This window comes from Pseudomonas kairouanensis, assembly GCF_004682055.1.
GTDB lineage: Bacteria > Pseudomonadota > Gammaproteobacteria > Pseudomonadales > Pseudomonadaceae > Aquipseudomonas > Aquipseudomonas kairouanensis.
Genome location: NZ_QUZU01000001.1, coordinates 204750 through 224403, shown reverse-complemented (window position 1 = coordinate 224403; position 19654 = coordinate 204750). Strand labels below are relative to the sequence as shown.

At 61.7% G+C, this 19654-nt stretch carries 17 protein-coding genes and 1 other RNA gene; 2 read left to right on the top strand and 16 right to left on the bottom strand.

Annotation, left to right across the window (positions count from 1 at the left end; genetic code table 11):
* Nucleotides 1–59: 59 nt before the first annotated feature.
* The 16 genes from ftsA to rsmI form a co-directional block, all read right to left on the bottom strand.
* Nucleotides 60–1322: a cell division protein FtsA gene (gene ftsA, locus DYL59_RS01030; protein WP_010213031.1), complete on the bottom strand. Its 1263-nt coding sequence runs from the start codon at nt 1320–1322 to the stop codon at nt 60–62.
* 15 nt (nt 1323–1337) lie between these two features.
* Nucleotides 1338–2207, bottom strand: a complete 870-nt coding sequence (locus tag DYL59_RS01025; RefSeq protein WP_135287477.1) for a cell division protein FtsQ/DivIB — start codon at nt 2205–2207, stop codon at nt 1338–1340.
* A 4-nt stretch (nt 2208–2211) separates the two neighbouring features.
* Nucleotides 2212–3168 (bottom strand): D-alanine--D-alanine ligase, encoded by a 957-nt coding sequence (locus DYL59_RS01020; protein WP_135287476.1) that lies wholly within the window; start codon nt 3166–3168, stop codon nt 2212–2214.
* On the bottom strand, nt 3165–4610 hold the full coding sequence (gene murC, locus DYL59_RS01015) for a UDP-N-acetylmuramate--L-alanine ligase (protein ID WP_135287475.1): 1446 nt from the start codon (nt 4608–4610) through the stop codon (nt 3165–3167). The genes DYL59_RS01020 and murC overlap by 4 nt, the downstream gene beginning before the upstream one ends.
* The gene (gene murG / locus DYL59_RS01010; RefSeq protein ID WP_135287474.1) at nt 4603–5673 is read right to left on the bottom strand and encodes an undecaprenyldiphospho-muramoylpentapeptide beta-N-acetylglucosaminyltransferase; all 1071 of its coding nucleotides are present in this window, start codon (nt 5671–5673) and stop codon (nt 4603–4605) included. Before murG ends, murC begins: the two co-directional genes overlap by 8 nt.
* Complete coding sequence (gene ftsW, locus DYL59_RS01005; RefSeq protein WP_135287473.1) at nt 5663–6886, bottom strand: putative lipid II flippase FtsW; 1224 nt, start codon at nt 6884–6886, stop codon at nt 5663–5665. The genes murG and ftsW overlap by 11 nt, the downstream gene beginning before the upstream one ends.
* On the bottom strand, nt 6883–8229 hold the full coding sequence (gene murD / locus DYL59_RS01000) for a UDP-N-acetylmuramoyl-L-alanine--D-glutamate ligase (protein ID WP_135287472.1): 1347 nt from the start codon (nt 8227–8229) through the stop codon (nt 6883–6885). The genes ftsW and murD overlap by 4 nt, the downstream gene beginning before the upstream one ends.
* Nucleotides 8230–8235: 6 nt before the next feature.
* The gene (gene mraY / locus DYL59_RS00995; protein WP_135287471.1) at nt 8236–9318 is read right to left on the bottom strand and encodes a phospho-N-acetylmuramoyl-pentapeptide-transferase; all 1083 of its coding nucleotides are present in this window, start codon (nt 9316–9318) and stop codon (nt 8236–8238) included.
* Entirely contained in the window at nt 9318–10688 is a 1371-nt protein-coding gene (locus tag DYL59_RS00990) for a UDP-N-acetylmuramoyl-tripeptide--D-alanyl-D-alanine ligase (protein ID WP_135287470.1), read from the bottom strand. The genes mraY and DYL59_RS00990 overlap by 1 nt, the downstream gene beginning before the upstream one ends.
* Nucleotides 10681–12144, bottom strand: coding sequence for a UDP-N-acetylmuramoyl-L-alanyl-D-glutamate--2,6-diaminopimelate ligase (gene murE / locus DYL59_RS00985; RefSeq protein WP_135287469.1), 1464 nt, complete (start codon nt 12142–12144; stop codon nt 10681–10683). The genes DYL59_RS00990 and murE overlap by 8 nt, the downstream gene beginning before the upstream one ends.
* Nucleotides 12144–13886 carry a peptidoglycan D,D-transpeptidase FtsI family protein gene (locus tag DYL59_RS00980; RefSeq protein WP_165447909.1) on the bottom strand — a complete coding sequence of 581 codons (1743 nt, stop codon included), beginning with the start codon at nt 13884–13886 and terminating at the stop codon, nt 12144–12146. The genes murE and DYL59_RS00980 overlap by 1 nt, the downstream gene beginning before the upstream one ends.
* Nucleotides 13886–14179, bottom strand: coding sequence for a cell division protein FtsL (gene ftsL / locus DYL59_RS00975; protein ID WP_076951227.1), 294 nt, complete (start codon nt 14177–14179; stop codon nt 13886–13888). Before ftsL ends, DYL59_RS00980 begins: the two co-directional genes overlap by 1 nt.
* On the bottom strand, nt 14176–15123 hold the full coding sequence (gene rsmH, locus DYL59_RS00970) for a 16S rRNA (cytosine(1402)-N(4))-methyltransferase RsmH (protein ID WP_167496641.1): 948 nt from the start codon (nt 15121–15123) through the stop codon (nt 14176–14178). The genes ftsL and rsmH overlap by 4 nt, the downstream gene beginning before the upstream one ends.
* Nucleotides 15120–15575, bottom strand: a complete 456-nt coding sequence (gene mraZ / locus DYL59_RS00965) for a division/cell wall cluster transcriptional repressor MraZ (protein ID WP_003171868.1) — start codon at nt 15573–15575, stop codon at nt 15120–15122. Before mraZ ends, rsmH begins: the two co-directional genes overlap by 4 nt.
* A 354-nt stretch (nt 15576–15929) precedes the next feature.
* Nucleotides 15930–16283, bottom strand: an RNA gene (gene rnpB, locus DYL59_RS00960) — RNase P RNA component class A.
* 96 nt (nt 16284–16379) lie between these two features.
* Nucleotides 16380–17285, bottom strand: coding sequence for a 16S rRNA (cytidine(1402)-2'-O)-methyltransferase (gene rsmI, locus DYL59_RS00955; RefSeq protein WP_167496640.1), 906 nt, complete (start codon nt 17283–17285; stop codon nt 16380–16382).
* A gap of 176 nt (nt 17286–17461) precedes the next feature.
* On the opposite strand from rsmI, the gene DYL59_RS00950 reads away from it, so the two are divergent.
* Both DYL59_RS00950 and DYL59_RS00945 read left to right on the top strand, forming a co-directional pair.
* Nucleotides 17462–19273, top strand: coding sequence for a penicillin-binding protein activator (locus tag DYL59_RS00950; protein WP_135287467.1), 1812 nt, complete (start codon nt 17462–17464; stop codon nt 19271–19273).
* Nucleotides 19273–19644, top strand: coding sequence for a YraN family protein (locus DYL59_RS00945; protein ID WP_135287722.1), 372 nt, complete (start codon nt 19273–19275; stop codon nt 19642–19644). The genes DYL59_RS00950 and DYL59_RS00945 overlap by 1 nt, the downstream gene beginning before the upstream one ends.
* Nucleotides 19645–19654: the final 10 nt, after the last annotated feature.

The following is a 19654-nucleotide window of genomic DNA, read 5'->3' as shown; positions in this document are numbered from 1 at the left end:
TCTCCTTTCATTTCTCTAGTTTTTTCGCCTACTGCTTACAACGGTGTCGCGGTAAATCTTTAAAAATTGCCTTTTACCCATGCTTGCAACCGCTCGAACAACGGCGCTTTGGCTTCGTCGTCGCTGCGGTAGCTGTCACGGTTGCTCGGGCCCGACAGGGAAATACCGTCGGTCTGCTTTTGCAGGCCGTACAACAGCAAGCCCACGCCAGTGGAATAAATCGGGTTGCGGACCACGTCGCCCAAACCTTTCACGCCATGGGGCACGCCCAGGCGCACCGGCATGTGGAAGATCTCTTCGGCCAGTTCGACCGCGCCTTCCATCTTCGAGGTACCACCGGTCAGCACGATGCCGGCCGGGATCAGATCTTCGTAGCCGCTGCGGCGCAGTTCAGCCTGGATCAGGGTGAACAGTTCGTCGTAGCGCGGCTCGACCACTTCGGCCAAGGCCTGACGCGACAGTTCGCGCGGTGGACGGTCGCCCACGCTTGGCACCTTGATGGTCTCGCCGGCACCGGCCAGCTTGGCCAGGGCGCAGGCATAGCGAATCTTGATTTCTTCGGCGTACTGGGTCGGTGTGCGCAACGCCATGGCGATGTCGTTGGTCACCTGGTCGCCGGCAATCGGGATCACGGCGGTGTGACGGATCGCACCCTCGGTGAAGATCGCGATGTCGGTGGTGCCGCCGCCGATGTCCACCAGGCACACGCCCAGTTCTTTTTCGTCGTCGGTCAGTACCGAGTAAGCCGAGGCCAACTGCTCAAGGATGATGTCGTCGATTTCCAGGCCGCAGCGGCGCACGCATTTTTCGATGTTCTGTGCCGCGTTGACCGCGCAGGTCACTACGTGGACCTTGGCTTCCAGTCGCACGCCCGACATACCCAGGGGCTCGCGTACGCCCTCCTGGTTGTCGATCACGTAGTCCTGCGGCAGGGTGTGCAGCACGCGCTGGTCAGCCGGGATGGCCACGGCCTGGGCGGCGTCGAGTACGCGCTCAAGGTCGGCCGAGCTGACTTCGCGGTCGCGAATCGCCACGATGCCGTGGGAGTTCAGGCTGCGGATATGGTTGCCCGCGACGCCAACGAATGCCGAGTGGATCCGGCAACCGGCCATCAGCTGCGCTTCTTCAATGGCGCGCTGGATCGATTGCACGGTGGACTCGATGTTCACCACCACGCCCTTCTTCAGGCCCCGGGACGGATGCGTGCCAATACCGACGATCTCGATCACGCCGTCTTCGCCAACCTCGCCCACCAGCGCCACCACCTTGGAGGTGCCGATATCGAGACCGACGATCATTTTGCCGCTTTGCACGTTTGCCATGGGTCCTGCCTCTTCTTAATTCTTCGCGACAGCGGGTTGCGCTGCCGTGGGCGCTGCCGGTTCACGCCAGCCGACGGCAAGGCCGTTGGCGTAACGCAGGTCGACGCTCGCAATGTTCGTAATCTGTTCTTTCAAGGTCTTGTCATAGATGGCAATGAAGCGGCGCATCTTTTCCACCAAGCGGTCGCGTCCCAGCAACAACTGGATGCCCGGGCCGGAACTGCCGGCCCCGGTCGTCAAAAACCAACTACCCCGTTCACGCAGTTCCAGGCGTGCAATGGAGAAGCCCATGGGCCGCAGCATCTGGCTCAAGGCCTGGTACTGCTGCATCACTTGTTGCTGTGCCCGCTGCGGCCCGAACAACTGCGGCAGGTGCTCGTAGTTGGCCAGCTCACGCGGGGTGAACGCTTGCCCCTGGTTGTTCAACAGCGCTTCGTCACCCCAACGGGCCACGGGCAGTTGTTCTTCCAGGCGGATCGTCACCTGGTCCGGCCATACGCGACGGACTTCGGCGTGGGCGATCCACGGCATCTGTTCCAGCTCCGAGCGCATGCCGGCCAGGTCGATGGTAAAGAAGCTCGCCGCCAAGTACGGGCCGATGCGCTGCTGTACCGCTTGCTGGCTGATGTAGCTCAGGTCGCCCTGCACGCTGATCTTGGTGATCGGCCGATCGGCATACGGCAACAGACGCTGCGCGCCTTCGTAGGTTCCGAAGCCCAACACCACCAACAGCACCGGCCAGAACAGCGCCTTGAGGAAACCAAAGTTGGCTTTGGGCAGGCGCGCCGACATCGGCTCTTTAGCCACCATTCGACTGGCACCCCGTGGCACCGGCTTGCGGCCGGGTGCTTGTGGGGGCTGATGACGAAGCGATGCGCCGTTCATGTACTTAGCCTCGAACCTCAATGCTTGCCGCCAGGATCGCCAGCACCAACTGCTGGAAGTCCAGACCGGCGGCGCGCGCGGCCATAGGTACCAGGCTGTGGTCGGTCATGCCCGGTGCGGTGTTGACTTCCAGGAACCAGAAATTCCCTTGGTCGTCCTGCATCACGTCTGCCCGCGCCCAACCGGCGATACCCAGCGCCTCACAGGCTTTCGCCGTGAGGTCCATCAATTCCTGTTCCTTGGTTGCATCGAGGCCACACGGGATCCGGTACTGGGTATCGGAAGCCACGTACTTGGCGTCGTAGTCGTAAAAGGTGTGGGGCGTGCCCAATGCGATAGGCGGCAATACCTGGCCACGCAGGGTGGCGATGGTGTACTCGGGACCCTGGATCCACTGTTCCACCAACACTTGCGAATCGTAGGTACTTGCCGCTTTCCATGCGTCGATCAATTCAGCGGCCGAGTTCACTTTGGCCATGCCGATACTGGAGCCTTCATGGGCAGGTTTGACGATCAAAGGCAGGCCCAGTTCCTTGGCCGCAGAAATACAATCGTCTTCGCTGCACAGAACACTGTGACGCGGGGTTGGAATACCCAGGCTGTGCCACACCTGCTTGGTGCGCAACTTGTCCATGGCCAGCGCGGAAGCCAGGATGCCGCTGCCGGTGTAAGGGATGCCAGCGCACTCCAACAGGCCTTGCATGCTGCCGTCTTCGCCGCCACGGCCGTGAAGAATGATAAAGGCGCGGTCGATCTTCTCGGCCTGCAAGCGGGCGAGGAAGTCATCACCCACATCGATACCGAACGCGTTCACACCCGCGCTTTGCAGGGCTTCAAGCACGGCATTGCCAGACTTGAGCGACACTTCACGCTCAGCGCTCTTGCCGCCGAACAGCACGGCCACGCGGCCGAAGTCAGCCGGTGTGATTGTGGAAAACAGGGAGGCGTAGTCAGTGGTCATTTCGACTTCCCCTTGGCAGCGGCAAACAGCGGGCTCGCCAGCAATTTAGGGGCAAGGCCACCGATGTCACCGGCACCTTGGCACAGCAGGATGTCGCCGGCACGCAGCAGCGGCTTGACGATCGGCGCCAGGTCTACACCGCGCTCGATGTAGATCGGGTCCAACTGGCCACGCTGACGGATGCTGTTGCACAGCTTACGGCTGTCGGCGCCCGGGATCGGTTCTTCACCGGCCGGGTACACCTCCATCAGCAGCAGCACGTTGGCATCGGCCAATACATTGACGAAGTCGTCGTACAGGTCGCGGGTACGGCTGTAGCGGTGCGGCTGGTACACCATCACCAGACGGCGCTCCGGCCAGCCACCGCGTACGGCCTTGATCACAGCCGCCACTTCGGTGGGGTGGTGACCGTAGTCGTCCACCAGCATCACGTCGCCGCCTTCTACCGGCAACTGACCGTAGACCTGGAAGCGACGGCCCACGCCGGCAAAGCGCGACAGGCCTTCGACGATGGCTTCATCGCTGACGCCCTCGTCGGTGGCGATGCAGATGGTCGCCAGGGAGTTGAGCACGTTGTGGTTGCCCGGCATGTTCACCGACACATCCAACGGCTCGCGGTCTGGGCGCAGTACGGTAAAGAAGGTTTGCATGCCCTCCTGACGTACATTGATCGCACGCACGTCGGCGTCTTCGCTGAAGCCGTAGGTCACGGTCGGGCGCTTGACCTGGGGCAGGATTTCACGCACCACCGGATCGTCCAGGCACACCACCGCCAAACCGTAGAACGGCAGGTTGTGCAGGAACTCGACGAAGGTTTTCTTCAACTTGTTGAAGTCACCGTCGTAGGTGGCCATGTGGTCTTCGTCGATATTGGTGACCACGGCGACCAGCGGTTGCAGGTGCAGGAAGCTCGCGTCACTTTCATCGGCTTCGGCGATCAGGTAACGGCTGGTGCCCAGTTGTGCATTGGTACCGGCTGCATTCAGGCGGCCACCGATCACAAAGGTCGGGTCCAGGCCACCGGCGGCGAAGACCGAGGCGATCAGGCTGGTGGTGGTGGTCTTGCCGTGAGTACCAGCAACGGCGATGCCGTGGCGATAGCGCATCAGCTCGGCCAGCATCTCGGCGCGTGGCACCACCGGAATACGACGCTCAAGGGCAGTGGCCACTTCCGGGTTGGACGTGTTCACGGCGCTGGACACCACCAGCACATCAGCCTCGGCGGCGTTCTCGGCGCGGTGGCCGATAAAGATCTGTGCGCCGAAGCTTTTCAGGCGGTCGGTGACCGGCGACTCTTTCAAGTCCGAGCCAGACACCTGGTAGCCCAGGTTCAGCAACACTTCGGCAATGCCGCACATGCCCACGCCGCCAATACCGACGAAGTGGATACGACGGATACGGCGCATTTCGGGTTGTGGCATGGCTTTCTGATTCTCAACCATGGGCCACCTCCAGGCAGATATCGACCACGGTGCGGGTTGCGTCAGGTTTGGCCAGGCGGCTTGCGGTGCTCGCCATGTTGTTGAGTCGTTCCGGTTGCATCAAAACCTCAGTCAGGCGTGCGGCCAAATCGGCGGCGCCAGTCGTTCTTTGCGGCAGCAGGAAGGCAGCGCCCTCCCCGGCCAAATATTCGGCGTTGCGGGTCTGGTGATCGTCGATGGCGTGGGGCAAAGGCACCAGCATGGACGGCAGACCGGCGGCGGCCAGTTCACTGACGGTCAGCGCGCCGGAGCGGCAGACCACCAGGTCGGCCCAGCCATAGGCTTGGGCCATGTCTTTGATGAAGGGCTGTACATTCGCCTCGACACCGGCTTCGCGATAACGCGTGGCGGTGACTTCACCGTGGTTTTTGCCCGCCTGGTGGAAGACTTCCGGCCGCAGTTCCACAGGGAGTTGCGCCAGCGCCTCAGGCAGCAATTTATTCAAGGGCTCGGAGCCCAGGCTGCCGCCCATGACCAGCAGGTGCGGCTTGCGCCCGGCCAACGCTTCACGGGCGATGTCCATGAACAATTCGGTACGCACCGGGTTGCCGGTGGTGCGCAGCTTGTCCGAGGCTCCGAAGGTCTTCGGAAACGCTTCGCAGACTCGCGCAGCCAACGGCACCAGCAGACGGTTGGCGGTACCGGCCACGGCGTTCTGCTCGTGCACGATCACCGGTACGCCCGCGAGCTTGGCAGCGACGCCACCCGGGCCGGTCACGTAACCACCAAAACCGAGCACACACACCGGCTTCACTTCGCGAATCACCTTGCGCGCTTGCCATACCGCCTTGAGCAACACGAATGGCGCCTTGAGCAACGACAACTTGCTCTTGCCCCGCAGACCACTGACGTTGATCAGGTGCAGCGGCAAACCGGCACCCGGTACCAATTCATTTTCGATGCCACGCGGCGTCCCCAACCAGTGCACGCTGTAGCCACGGTTCTGGAATTCCCGCGCACACGCCAGGGCAGGGAACACGTGGCCCCCGGTGCCGCCCGCCATGATCAGCACGTTAGCGCCCATGGGTCGGCTCCTCGGCAAAATCGCTTTCGCTGAATTCCATCTCTTCGCTGCCCAAGTGGGTGCGACTCTCCCACTCGATGCGCAACAACAACCCGAGACAGGCACAGCAAATCACCAACGAACTGCCGCCGTAACTGAGGAACGGCAAGGTCAGGCCCTTGGTCGGCAGCAGGCCGACGTTCACGCCGATGTTGATCAGGAACTGACCGATCCACAGGAACGACAAGCCGTACGCCACATAGGCGGCGAAATACTGTTTGGCCTTCTCGGCCCACAATCCGATGTACATGCCGCGCACACACACGAACACGAACAGCGCGACGGTGCACAGCGAACCCACCACGCCGAGCTCTTCGGCGAGTACCGAGAACACGAAGTCGGTGTGGGCTTCCGGCAGGTAGAACTGCTTCTGCACACTGTTGCCCAGGCCCACGCCCAGCCACTCGCCACGACCGAAGGCGATGAGTGCCTGGGTCAACTGGTAGCCGGAGCCGAACTGGTCGGACCAGGGGTCGGTGAAGGTAATCAGACGGGCCATCCGGTAGGGTTGCGCCTGTACCAGGATGGTCACGGCGGCCACGGCCAGCACCACCATCAAGGTGAAGCGGAACAGCCCTACGCCGCCAAGGAACAGCATCGCCGCCGCAGCGCCCATCATCACCACGGTGGCACCGAAGTCGGGCTCCATCAGCAACAGGCCAGCCATGGGCAGCAGCACAATGAATGGCTTGAAGAAGCCCATCCAACTTTCGCGTACTTCCTTCTGGCGACGTACCAGGTAGCCCGCCAGGTAGATCACCACAAACACCTTGGCGATTTCCGACGGCTGCACGTTGAACGCACCGAAGCCGATCCAACGCATCGAGCCGTTAACCTCACGGCCGATGCCGGGCAATATCACCATGATCAGCAAGCCAAAGGCCCCGATCAGCATCAGCCAACCCAGGCGCTGCCAGGTGGCGATAGGAATCATCATGGTGACAACGCACGCACCAAGGCCGATCACCAGGTACACCAGGTGACGGATCATCATGTACAGGGTGTTGCCCGACTGCACGGCGGCCACTTCGGAGGATGCCGACGTGATCATCACCAGGCCCAGGCCCAGCAGCGCCAAGCAACCGGCGAGCATCGGGAAGTCCAGGTCGATGCCGCGCCCGGTAATGATCGGCGATGGGTACGGCTTGATGATGTTTCTCAGACCGAGGCTCATACCAACGCCTCCACGGCACGGGCGAACAACTGGCCGCGCTCTTCGTAGTTCTTGAACATGTCGAAACTGGCGCACGCCGGCGACAGCAGCACCGCGTCACCCGGCTGGGCCAGGGCCTTGCACTGGGCAATGGCGTCGTCCAGGGAGGTGGCGCGCACTTGCGGCACGGCGTCACCCAGGGCGGCGGCGATCAAGTCGGAGTCGCGGCCCATCAGCACCACGGCGCGGCAATGCTCGGCCGCCGGGCCTTTGAGGTCCTTGAAGTCGGCGCCTTTGCCATCGCCACCGGCGATGAGTACCAGCTTGCCGTCGATATCGGCACCCAGGCCTTCGATGGCAGCCAGGGCCGCACCGACGTTCGTGGCCTTGGAATCGTTGTAATAGCTGACGCCGTCGAGGTCGCGTACCCACTGGCAGCGATGCTCAAGGCCACCGAACGAACGCAGGGCCGACAGCATGGCGTCGAACGGCAGGCCAACCGCGTGCCCCAGTGCCAGGGCCGCCAGGGCATTGGACTGGTTATGGGCGCCACGGATTTTCAGCTCGCGCACCGGCATCAGGTTCTGGAATTCGAAGGCCAGGTATTTCTCGCCGTTCTCTTCACGAATGCCGAAGGCTTTGAAGTCGGGTTTGCCCAGGCCAAAGGTCCAGCAGGGCATGCCCTCGCCCATCAGCGGACGGCTCAGGGCATCCTGGCGGTTGACCACAAATTGCTTGGCGCCGCGGAAAATCCGGTGCTTGGCCAGGTGGTAGGCCGGCAGGCCGCTGTAGCGGTCCATGTGGTCTTCACTCACGTTCAGCACGGTGGCCACTTCAGCGCCGAGGTCGTGGGTGGTTTCCAGTTGAAAGCTCGACAGCTCCATCACGTACAGCTCGACGTCGTCGCTGAGCAGGTCCAGCGCAGGCACACCCAGGTTGCCACCCACGGCCACACGCTTGCCGGCTGCAGCCGCCATTTCGCCCACCAGGGTGGTCACGGTGCTTTTTGCGTTGGAGCCACTGATGGCCACGATTGGCGCCTTCGCGTTACGCGCGAACAGGTCGATATCGCCAGACAGTTTCACGCCACGGGCCGCCGCCGCTTGCAGGGCCGGTGTTGCCAACGCCAGGCCGGGGCTCACGTAGAGCTCATCGGCGCGGCACAGAAACTCGACATCCAGCTCGCCACAACGCACTTCCACGTGCGGGTAGTCACGGCGCAGCGTGACCAGCTCCGGTGGATTTTCCCGCGTGTCGGCCACGGCAAACGGCTTGCCCCGGCTCGCCAGGAAGCGAACCAGGGACATGCCGCTCTTGCCGAGGCCGACAACGATGCGGAAGTGGTCTGAAGCGATCAGGGACACTCGTTTCTACCTCAGTTTCAGGGTGGCAAGGCCGACCAGTACCAGAATCACGGTGATGATCCAGAAACGGACGATCACACGCGGCTCGGGCCAGCCCTTGAGTTCAAAGTGGTGGTGAATCGGCGCCATGCGGAACACACGACGCCCGGTCAATTTGAAGGAGGCCACCTGGATGACCACCGACAGGGTTTCCATCACGAACACACCGCCCATGATGAACAGCACGATTTCCTGGCGAACGATCACGGCGATGGTGCCCAGGGCCGCGCCCAGCGCCAGTGCGCCGACGTCACCCATGAACACTTGTGCCGGATAGGTGTTGAACCACAGGAAGCCCAGGCCGGCACCGATCAGTGCGCCACAGAACACAATCAGTTCACCTGCACCCGGTACATAAGGGATCAGCAGGTATTCAGCGAACTTCACGTTACCCGACAGGTAGCAGAAGATGCCCAGTGCACCGCCCACCATCACCGTCGGCATGATCGCCAGGCCGTCGAGGCCGTCGGTGAGGTTCACCGCGTTGCTGGAGCCGACGATCACGAAATAGGTCAGCACCACGAAGCCGACGCCCAGGGGAATGCTGGCGTCCTTGAGCATCGGGATGATCAGGGTGGTTTCCACCGCACTTGGGGCGGTCATGAACAGGAACACCGCTGCGCCCAGGCCAAACACCGATTGCCAGAAATACTTCCAGCGGCTTGGCAGGCCTTTCGAATTCTTTTCGATCACCTTGCGGTAGTCATCCACCCAGCCAATGGCGCCGAACAACAGGGTCACCAGCAGCACCGTCCACACGTAGCGGTTGTGCAGGTCGGCCCAGAGCAAGGTGCTGATGCCGATGGACGACAGGATCAGCGCGCCGCCCATGGTCGGGGTGCCGGATTTGGACAGGTGCGACTGCGGGCCGTCATTACGAACCGATTGACCAATTTGCAGGTTCTGCAGGGTGCGGATCATCCACGGCCCCAGAAACAGCGACAGAGACAGCGCGGTCAGCACACCCAAAATCCCGCGCAGGGTCAGGTACTGAAAGACCGCGAAGCCTTTGTGGAACTGTTGCAGATACTCAGCCAGCAGCAGCAGCATTAATGTTTCTCCGTACTTGAACCGCACAAGGCCGCGACGACGTTTTCCATCACCGCGCTGCGCGATCCCTTGATCAAAATGGTTGTGTTTTTGTCTTGTTCAGCCGCAGTCAGCGCCTGGATCAGCTCGGCCTGGGTCGAAAAATGGCGCGCCCCCAGGCCGAAGGCATCAACGGCGTGGGCCATGTTCGTACCCACGGCGTAAAGTGCATCGACTTTGCCAGCGGCATAGGCACCGACTTCGCGGTGGCCCTGTTCTGCCCAGTCGCCCAACTCGCCGATATCACCCAGCACCAGCACCTTGCGCCCGGCAAAGGTTTTGAGCAGGTCGACAGCGGCATTGATGGAGGACGGGTTGGCGTTGTAGGTGTCATCGATCACACGCATGCCGTTAGTAGCCAACTGCGCCACGGTACGGCCCTTGACCGGCTGCACCGCGCCCAGGCCAGTGGCGATACCGAACAGCGACACGCCCAGGGCGTACGCCGCAGCCGCAGCGGCCAGGGCATTGGCCACGTTATGGTTGCCCAGCAGGTTCAACTGCACATGCTCGCTGCCTTGCGGGGTATGCAAGGTAAACGACGGGCAGCCACGGGCATCGACGGTGATATTGGAGGCATGGAAATCAGCCGCCGCGTTGAGCACGGCAAACGTCAGCACCTTGCGCCCGGCGGCACGTACACGCCAGGTCTCGAAGGCCTTGTCGTCCAGATTCAATACAGCAGTGCCCGAGGCATCCAGGCCTTCGAGGATTTCGCCCTTGGCTTCGACGATTTTTTCCGGGCCGCCGAACTCGCCGACATGGGCGGTACCGGCGTTATTGATAATGACGACGTGGGGCTTGGTCAACGCCACGGTGTAGGCGATTTCGCCGACGCGCGAGGCCCCCAGCTCGATCACCGCCGCCGTGTGTTCCGGGGCCAGTTCTAGCAGGGTCAGCGGTGCGCCGAAATCATTGTTCAGGTTGCCACGGGTGGCCAGGACCGGCCCGCGCGTGCGCAAGATGCCGGCCAGCAGTTCCTTGACCGTGGTTTTGCCGCTGGAGCCGGTGATGGCTGCAACTGGCTTGTCGAAAGCAGCACGGTTCAACGCACCCAACTGGCCCAGGGCCAAGCGGGTATCGGCCACCAGCAACTGCGGCAAGGTGGAATCTGCGACTTCACGTTGCACCAGCGCGCCGACGGCACCTTTGGCGGCGACGTCATTGAGGTAGTCGTGACCATCGAAGCGCGGGCCGGCCAAGGCAACGAACAACTGCCCTGGCTTGATGTTGCGGCTATCGATACTGACACCGTCGAAGCTGCAATCGCTCGACAGCACACGGGCCGACAGGGCCTGGGTCAGCTCGCTGAATTTCATCGCTTTAAGCATGGGCGACCTCCCAGGCGGTCAAGGCGTGATCGGCCTCGACCAAGTCGGAGAAGGCATGGCGCTCGCCGTTGATTTCCTGGTAGTCCTCGTGGCCTTTACCGGCCAGCACTACCACGTCGTCAGCACTGGCGCTGGCGATCAATTGGGCGATGGCTGCACCACGACCCGCAACGAAGGTGGCCTTGGACGCATCTTTGAAGCCTACGCGGATGTCATCGAAAATCTGGCTCGGGTCTTCGCTGCGCGGGTTGTCGTCGGTGACGAGCACGCCGTCGGCCAAGCGCTCGACGATCTCGGCCATCAACGGACGCTTGCCGCGATCACGGTCGCCGCCGCAGCCGAACAGGCAGAGCAACTTGCCCTTGGCATGTGGGCGCAGGGCTTCGAGGACTTTTTCCAGGGCATCCGGGGTGTGGGCGTAATCGACCACCACCAGCGGCTGCTTGCCGCCGCCCAGGCGCTGCATGCGACCGGCCGGGCCTTCGAGTTTGGGCAGCACTTTAAGAATTTCGTCGAGCGCGTAATCCAGGCCAAGCAACGCGCCGATGGCGGCGAGGACGTTGCTCAGGTTGAAACGCCCGAGCAAGGTGCTACGCAGGTGATGTTCGCCTTGTGGCGTCACCAGTGTGGCGCGCACGCCTTCGTCGTTGAACTGGGCTTCGCGGCAATACAGGTACGCGCTGGAATCCTGAAGGCTGTAGCTGATCAGGCGTGACTCGCGCTCTTCGGCGGCCAGTTGGCGGCCGAATTCGTCGTCCAGGTTCACCACCCGGCACTTCAAGTCACTCCAGGCAAACAGCTTGGCCTTGGCAGCCGCGTAAGCCTCCATGGTGCCGTGGTAGTCCAGGTGGTCGCGGGACAGGTTGGTCATCACCGCCACATCAAACGCCAGGGCGGTCACACGCCCCTGGTCCAGGCCGTGGGACGACACTTCCATGGCAACCGCCTTGGCTCCGGCCTTTTTCAGGTCGGCCAGGGTCGCTTGCACGGCAATTGGGTTCGGCGTGGTGTGCAGGCCGCTTTGCAGCGCGCCATAGAAGCCGGTGCCTAGGGTGCCGACGATGCCGCAGTGCTGGCCCAGCAGGTCAAGGGCCTGGGCGACCAATTGGGTCACGCTGGTCTTGCCGTTGGTGCCGGTGACGCCTACCAGGTTGAGGTGACGGCTCGGGTCGCCATAGAAGCGCCCGGCAATATCCGACAACTGCTTGGCCAAGCCCTTGACCGGAATCAGCGGCACATCGGTGATCGGCAGCACGGTGGCGCCTTCCACTTCATACGCCACGGCCGCAGCGCCGCGCTGCAAGGCGTCGGCAATGTGCTCGCGACCATCGTATTTGCCGCCAGGCACCGCCAGGAACAGGTCACCGGCGCGCACATTGCGGCTGTCCAGGCTCAACTCACGAATCAGCAGATCGCGGCCAGCGTGGGCGAAAATCTTGTTCAGGCTAAGAGACATCAGCCGCGCCCTCCATTGGCTTTTACCGCAGCGGCCGGTGGTCCGGCGTTCGCTTGTTGGGTCGGCGGCAGGTTGTCCGGCGTGATGTTCATCAGGCGCAGGGTGCCGGACATCACTTTGCTGAACACCGGCGCCGATACCAGGCCACCGAAGTAGCCCGCTTTACTCGGTTCATCGATCACTACGACGATGGCGTAGCGCGGGTCGCTCATTGGGCCGAAACCGGCGAACAGCGAGCGATAGGAGTTTTCTGCGTAGCCCTTGGTGCCCACCGATGTTTTACGGGCGGTACCGGACTTGCCTGCCACGTGATACGCCGGCACCTGGGCACGGAATACACCGCGCGGCGCTTCGATCACTTGTTGCAGCATGCCTTGCATGGTCTTGGCGACGTTTTCCGGAATCACCTGGGTGGCTTTCGGGGCTTCGTCGACGTGGATCAGGCTCAGCGGCACCATGCGGCCGTTGTTGGCCAGCACGGAGAAGGCGTGGGCCAGTTGGATGGCGGTTACCGACAGGCCGTAGCCGTAGGAAAGCGTGGCGGTCTCGGCCTTTTTCCAGTCGCGGTAGTTCGGCAGGTTGCCCACGCGCTCGCCTGGGAAATCGAGGCCGGTGGGTTGGCCCAGGCCGATTTTTTGCGCGAGGTGGTAGATGGTTTCACCACCGATATCGAACGCGACCTTACTCATGCCCACGTTACTGGAGTTGATCAGGATACCTGTCAAATCCAACACTGGACCTTCGGTGCGGGATACGTCACGAATGGTGTATTTACCCAACTGCAAGGTGCCTGGGTACACCTCGACCTTGTCGCTGGGCTTCCAGCGCCCGGTTTCCAGAGCCGCACTCATGGAGATGGCTTTCATGGTCGAACCCGGCTCGAACACGTCGATCATGGCGCGGTTGCGCATCATCGCCGGTTGCAGGTTGCGACGGTTGTTGGGGTTGTAGGTCGGCTGGTTGACCATGGCGAGAATCTCGCCGGTCTTGACGTCCATGATCACCAGGCTGCCGGCCTTGGCGCCGTTCTCGATGATCGCGTTACGCAGTTCGCGGTTGGCCAGGTATTGCAGGCGCAGGTCAATCGACAACGCCAAGGGCTTACCGGCCTTGGCGTTTTTGGTGACCTGGACATCCTTGATCAGCCTGCCGCGCCGATCCTTGATGACTTGTCGTTTGCCGGGAACCCCGGCCAGCCATTCATCGTAGGCCAGTTCCACGCCTTCACGACCGTGATCATCGATGTCGGTAAAGCCGACCATATGGGCAGTGGTTTCACCGGCCGGGTAGAAACGACGGAATTCCTCGATGCCGTAGACACCGGGGACTTTAAGGTCGAGCACTTGCTGGCCTTGCTCAGGGGTAAGCCCACGCACCAGGTAGATGAATTCTTTGTTGGCCTGGGCTTCGAGGCGTTCGGCCAGGGCTTTGGGGTCTTGGCCAAGTGCAGCAGCGAGGGCCGGCCAGCGGTCCTTGGCAACCTGCAGTTCCTTGGCATTGGCCCACAGGGTGGTCACCGGGGTGCTGACGGCCAGAGGCTCGCCGTTACGGTCGGTGATCAGGCCGCGGTGTGCAGGAATGGGGATATGACGCAGGCTGCGGGCATCGCCCTGGCCGATCAGGAAGTCGCGATCGACCACTTGCAGGTCGATGATCCGCCAGGCGATCGCCCCCACCATCAATGCCAGCAAGCCGAGCATCAGGCGGAAACGCCATGGGTAGAGTGCGCCTTCGAGTTTCATCATGGCGCCACCATGCGAACGTCAGCCGCGCCAGGGATGTGCATTTTCAGTTGTTCGGTGGCCAGCACTTCAATGCGGCTGTGGGCCGTCCAGGTGCTTTGCTCCAGGATCAACCGGCCCCATTCCGCCTGTGCCTTGTCGCGCACGCTCAACTCCCCGTACAGGGTGTTGAGCAGTTGGCGGTTGTAGTGCGCGCTGTAAGACACCGCAATCGCGGACACCAGCACGCCGACGTACAGCAGCATCATGAAGAAGCTGCCGCCCGGGAGGGGCTTGGCGAAAAGCTTGCTCACCGCAACTTCTCCGCGACACGCATGACGGCGCTGCGGGAACGTGGGTTGGCCTTGAGTTCGGCTTCGGAAGCGAACTGCGCTTTGCCATGGATTTTGATTTTCGGCACAAAGGCTTCGAAACGTACCGGCAGGTTGCGCGGCAGGTTGTCGGACTCGCCCTTGACCAGACGGCGCATGAACAGTTTGACGATGCGGTCTTCCAGGGAGTGGAAGCTGATCACCACCAGGCGACCACCCACTTCCAGTGCGTCCAGGGCGGCTTCGAGGCCCGCCTCCAGGTCGCCCAATTCGTTATTGACGTGAATGCGCAAGCCCTGGAACGCACGGGTGGCCGGGTTCTTGCCCTTTTCCCAGGCAGGGTTGGCGACTTTCAGCACTTCGGCCAGGTCGGCGGTGCGCTCGAACGGCTGGATTTCACGGCGTTCGACCACAGCGCGGGCCATGCGGCCGGCAAAGCGCTCTTCACCGTATTCCTTGAATACGCGGGTGATTTCTTCGTGGGGAGCGGTGGCGATGAACTCGGCAGCGCTGATGCCGCGCGTCGGGTCCATGCGCATGTCGAGGGGGCCGTCGTTCATGAAGCTGAAGCCGCGCTCCGGGTCGTCGAGCTGTGGCGAAGACACGCCCAGGTCGAGCAAAACCCCGGCCACCTTGCCCGCCATGCCGCGCTCGGCCACTTCGGCACCCAGCTCGGCAAAGCTGCGCTGTACAACGACAAAGCGGCCGTCTTCGGCCGCTAGCGCTTGCCCGGTGGCAATCGCTTGGGGGTCTTTGTCGAACCCGAGGAGCTTACCGTCGGACCCGAGCTGGCTAAGTATCAACCGACTGTGCCCGCCCCTGCCGAAAGTGCCATCCAAATAGCAGCCATCCGCGCGTACGGCGAGAGCCTCAACGGCTTCGTCAAGCAGTACGGTGATGTGGTTAAAGCCGCTATCAATAGTCACAGGATCAAATCACGCAGTTCATCAGGCATGGCGCCCGGTTGTTGAATAGCAGCCAGGTCTGCTGCAGAAACAGCATCCCAGGCATCTTCGTCCCACAATTGGAACTTGTTCAGTTGGCCCACCAGCATTGCGCGCTTGTCGAGCTTGGCGTACTCGCGCAGACGCGGTGGCACCAGGAAACGACCACTGCCATCGAGTTCAAGGTCGACGGCATTACCGATCAGCAAACGCTGCAAACGGCGGTTTTCTTCACGCAATGAAGGCAGCGCGCGCAACTTGGTTTCAATCAACTCCCACTCATCGAGGGGGTAAACACACAAACAAGGATCAACGGCATCAATGGTGATGATTAACTGCCCGGAGCTTCGCGAAATCAGCTCGTCACGATACCGGCTCGGCATGGCGAGACGGCCTTTTGCATCGAGACTGATAGCGTTAGCTCCGCGAAACACAGATGCGTTTCTCCAAATTTTAGCGTTTTACGTTCAAAAAACCCACTTTGTGCCACTTTCCGCCACTTGCGCACACTATAGGAATGCGCCCACCACACCGTCAAGGCGCGGATTCAAGGAAAAGCCTTACAGAACGGAGATTTAGGAGCGTAAACGGAGGAGAAACCAGAGTTCAGCGATGTTTTGGGCCCAACAAGCACAAGTAGCTCAAAGCGCTATGGCTTAAAGTTAAAGTGATTTATTAAGAGTAAGATTTTTTTGGTATTACGAAGATGCATCTGCCAATGATTCGGCAGGGAGGGATTCTTGCGTTACTACCGGTTTTCTGTTCGAGATTCGAACAGAAGGAAAAAGGTGGAGAGTCGATCTGTAAGCCGGGTTCTGTCTTGAACAGTCATTCGTCTACGATGGCCATCACTGGACACCTTTAGCAACCTACCCGGTCCCAGCGCGGGCCACGCCTTGGGACCCTATTTGGTCTTGCTCCAAGTGGGGTTTACCTAGCCACGAACTGTTGCCAGTCGTGCGGTGCGCTCTTACCGCACCTTTTCACCCTTACCGGCACCGAAATGCTTAGGCGGTTATTTTCTGTGGCACTTTCCGTAGGCTCACGCCTCCCAGGCATTACCTGGCACTTCGCCCTATGGAGCCCGGACTTTCCTCCCCCCCCTAATTTTCATAGAGGGCAGCGACTGTCCAATCGACTCTCCGCCGCGCAGGTTAACGGCACGGCGGACTTAGGACAAGTATTAAAAGTGCAGTATTGCCATCACGTTCAGACGAAATACCGGTTTAACCCCGGAACTATTCATCTTTCTGTTTATCAAGCGCCGCTTGATATAGCAGGTTCTTGCGCACACCGGTAATTTCCGCCGCCAGGGCCGCAGCGCGCTTGAGGGGCATTTCCTTGAGCAGCAGGTCAAGGATGCGCATGGCCTCGCTGCCTACGGCATCTTCATCTTCAGGCGCGGTCCAGCCCGCCACCAGCACCACGCACTCGCCGCGCTGCTGGTTGCTGTCGCCTTCGACAAAGGCGCGCAGTTCTTCCAGGGGCAGACCCTTGAGGGTTTCGAAGGTTTTGGTCAACTCGCGGGCCAGCAAGGCCAAGCGCTCACCACCGAACACCAACTCCATGTCCTGCAGGCATTCGAGGATACGGTGAGGGGCCTCATAGAAGATCAGCGTGCGCGGCTCCTCCTTCAAAGCCTGAAGACGCGCCCGACGCCCCACGGCCTTGGCCGGCAGGAAACCCTCGAAGATGAACCGGTCGGAGGGCAGGCCTGCCGCCGATAGTGCGGCGATCAGTGCGCACGCACCCGGAACTGGCACTACATTGATACCAGCGGCCCGCGCTTGGCGTACCAGGTGATAACCCGGATCGGAAATCAACGGCGTGCCCGCATCGGAGATCAGTGCCACATCATCGCCGGCCAGCAGGCGCACGATAAAGCGACTGCCTTCCTCGCGCTCGTTGTGCTCGTGGCAGGCGGCTAATGGCGTACTGATACCAAAATGCTGCATCAAGCGTTGGGAATGACGCGTATCTTCGGCCGCGATCAATTTAACGTCGCGCAACACTTTCAGCGCCCGGGCACTGATGTCGTCCAGGTTGCCAATGGGCGTCGCCACGACAAAAAGCGAGCCTGCAGTGGAATTCAAAGGACCTGGAGCAGTCAAAACGCACACCTCGATGGTTGGCAAAAGCCGCATTGTAACGCGTAGAAGCCTGGAAAATATGCCATCACGGCCGATGCCTTTTCAGCCGCCGATCGCCAATAGCAACATTTGCACGACCTAAATCGACGGTTTCACGCCAGTAACATCGCGCCTGGGCCAGTGCTTGGGTACAATTCCACGCTAATTTGATCGGTATCAGGAACACTTACATGATCGCTTGCCTGCGGCTGCTCTCCGCCCTCTGCCTTGCTGCCCTGTTGGCCGCTTGCGCCAGCTCGCCTTCGTCCAGCCTTGGCGAACTTCCACGGACCCCGGATGCCAGTATCGAGCAACTGCTCGAACAGGCCACAACCGCCAAGACGCCAGAAAAGGCCGCCCTGTTGCGCCTGAGTGCGGCAGACATGGCCTACAAGCAGAACAATCCGGGCCGCTCGTCGCAGATCCTTGCGCAAGTACCGTTGGATGCCCTCAAGCCTGCCGCGCAAGTGTTTGCCAGCACCCTGGCCGCGGAATTGGCCATGGCGCGCAACCAGCCCAAGGCTGCCCTGGCCGCCTTGAACCACCCAAGCCTGCAAAGCCTCAAGGACCTGCCGGCTGACCAGCAGATCCGTACTGGCAGCGTGCATGCCCGCGCCTATGAAGCCGATGGCCAGACCCTGGCCGCCGCTCGCGAGCGTGTCGCCATGGCCCCACTGCTTACCGGCGATGCGGCCGCCAGCAACCACGAAGCCATCTGGGCGCTGATCGCAGCGTTGCCTGCCGAGCAGCTGCAAGCCAGCGGCAACCCGACGCTCGACGGCTGGATCACCCTGGCCCAGGCGGTCAAGGGCGCCGGTACGCTTGAGCAACAACAGGCCGCCATCGACACCTGGCGCGCCCAAAACCCAGGCCACCCCGCCGCCGTGCAGCTGCCATTGCCGCTGACCAAGCTCAAGGAGTTGGCCAGCCAGCCCCTGAACAAGATCGCCGTGCTGTTGCCACAGGACGGCCCGCTGGCCTCCGTGGGCAAGGCGTTGCGCGAAGGCTTCATGGCTGCGCACTACCAGGCCGAACAAGCCGGGCAGAAGCCGCCGGTCATCGAGTTCTATGACAGCTCGCGCCTGAACTCCCTGGATGACTTCTACGCCAAGGCCCAGGCCGCCGGCGTGCAACTGGTCGTCGGCCCGCTGGAAAAACCCCTGGTCAAACAACTGGCCGCGCGCCCACAACTGCCGATCACGACACTGGCGCTGAACTACAGCGAAACCGACCGTAGCCCGGCGCAACTGTTCCAGTTCGGCCTGGCCGCTGAAGACGAAGCCCGTGAAGTGTCGCGCCGCGCCCGTGCCGACGGCCTGCACCGCGCCGCTGCGATGGTACCCCGTGGCGAATGGGGCGAGCGCGTCTACAAAGCCTTCCGCCAGGATTGGGAAGCCAATGGTGGCACCGTTGTCGGCGTCGAATACGTCGACCAGCCAGTTGCCCTGGCCCAGCAGATCGCCGACCTGTTCCAACTGCGTAAAAGCGAAGGCCGCGCCAAGAGCCTGCAAAGTACCGTGGGCACCGACGTCGCCGCACAGCCGTCGCGTCGCCAGGACATCGAGTTCATCTTCCTGGCCGTGACCCCGCAACTGGCCCAGCAGATCAAGCCCACCCTGAACTTCCAGTACGCCGGCGATGTACCTGTTTATGCAACGTCCCATGTGTTCAGTGCCAGCGGTGACAAGAACCAGTACCTGGACATGACCAACGTGATGTTCTGCGAAACCCCTTGGCTGCTTAACACCACCGACCCGCTGCGCAACCAGGTTGCCGCGCAATGGCCGCAAGCCAATGGCAGCCTTGGCCGCCTGTACGCGATGGGTGTCGACGCTTACCGCCTGGCGCCACGCCTGGGTCAACTCAAGGCACTGCCGGATACCCGCGTTGACGGCCTGTCGGGCAGCCTCGGTATCAACACCAACCAGCGCGTTGATCGCCAGCTGCCATGGGCCAAGTTCGTTGGCGGCGATATCCAGCGCCTGCCAGACACACCGCGCTGATGCCCGAGCGGTCCCGCGCACAAAGCGGCAAGGATGCCGAACTTCAAGCGCTGAAGCACTTGCAACAACAGGGTCTGCGCCTGCTGGCGCAGAACTGGTTGTGTAAACGCGGCGAGCTTGATCTGGTCATGCTTGACGGCGATACAGTAGTATTCGTCGAAGTCCGCTACAGAAAACACGCACAATGGGGTGGCGCGCTCGCCAGTATCGACGGGCGCAAGCGTCAGAAGCTGATACTCGCCGCGCAGTTCTTTTTGCAAAAAGAGCATCGCTGGGCCGACGCCCCCTGCCGTTTCGATGTGGTTGCCATAGAAAGCACACCGTCTGGTCAGGCTGATCTGAACTGGCTGAAAAATGCCTTCGACAGCTGATTCGCCGGAC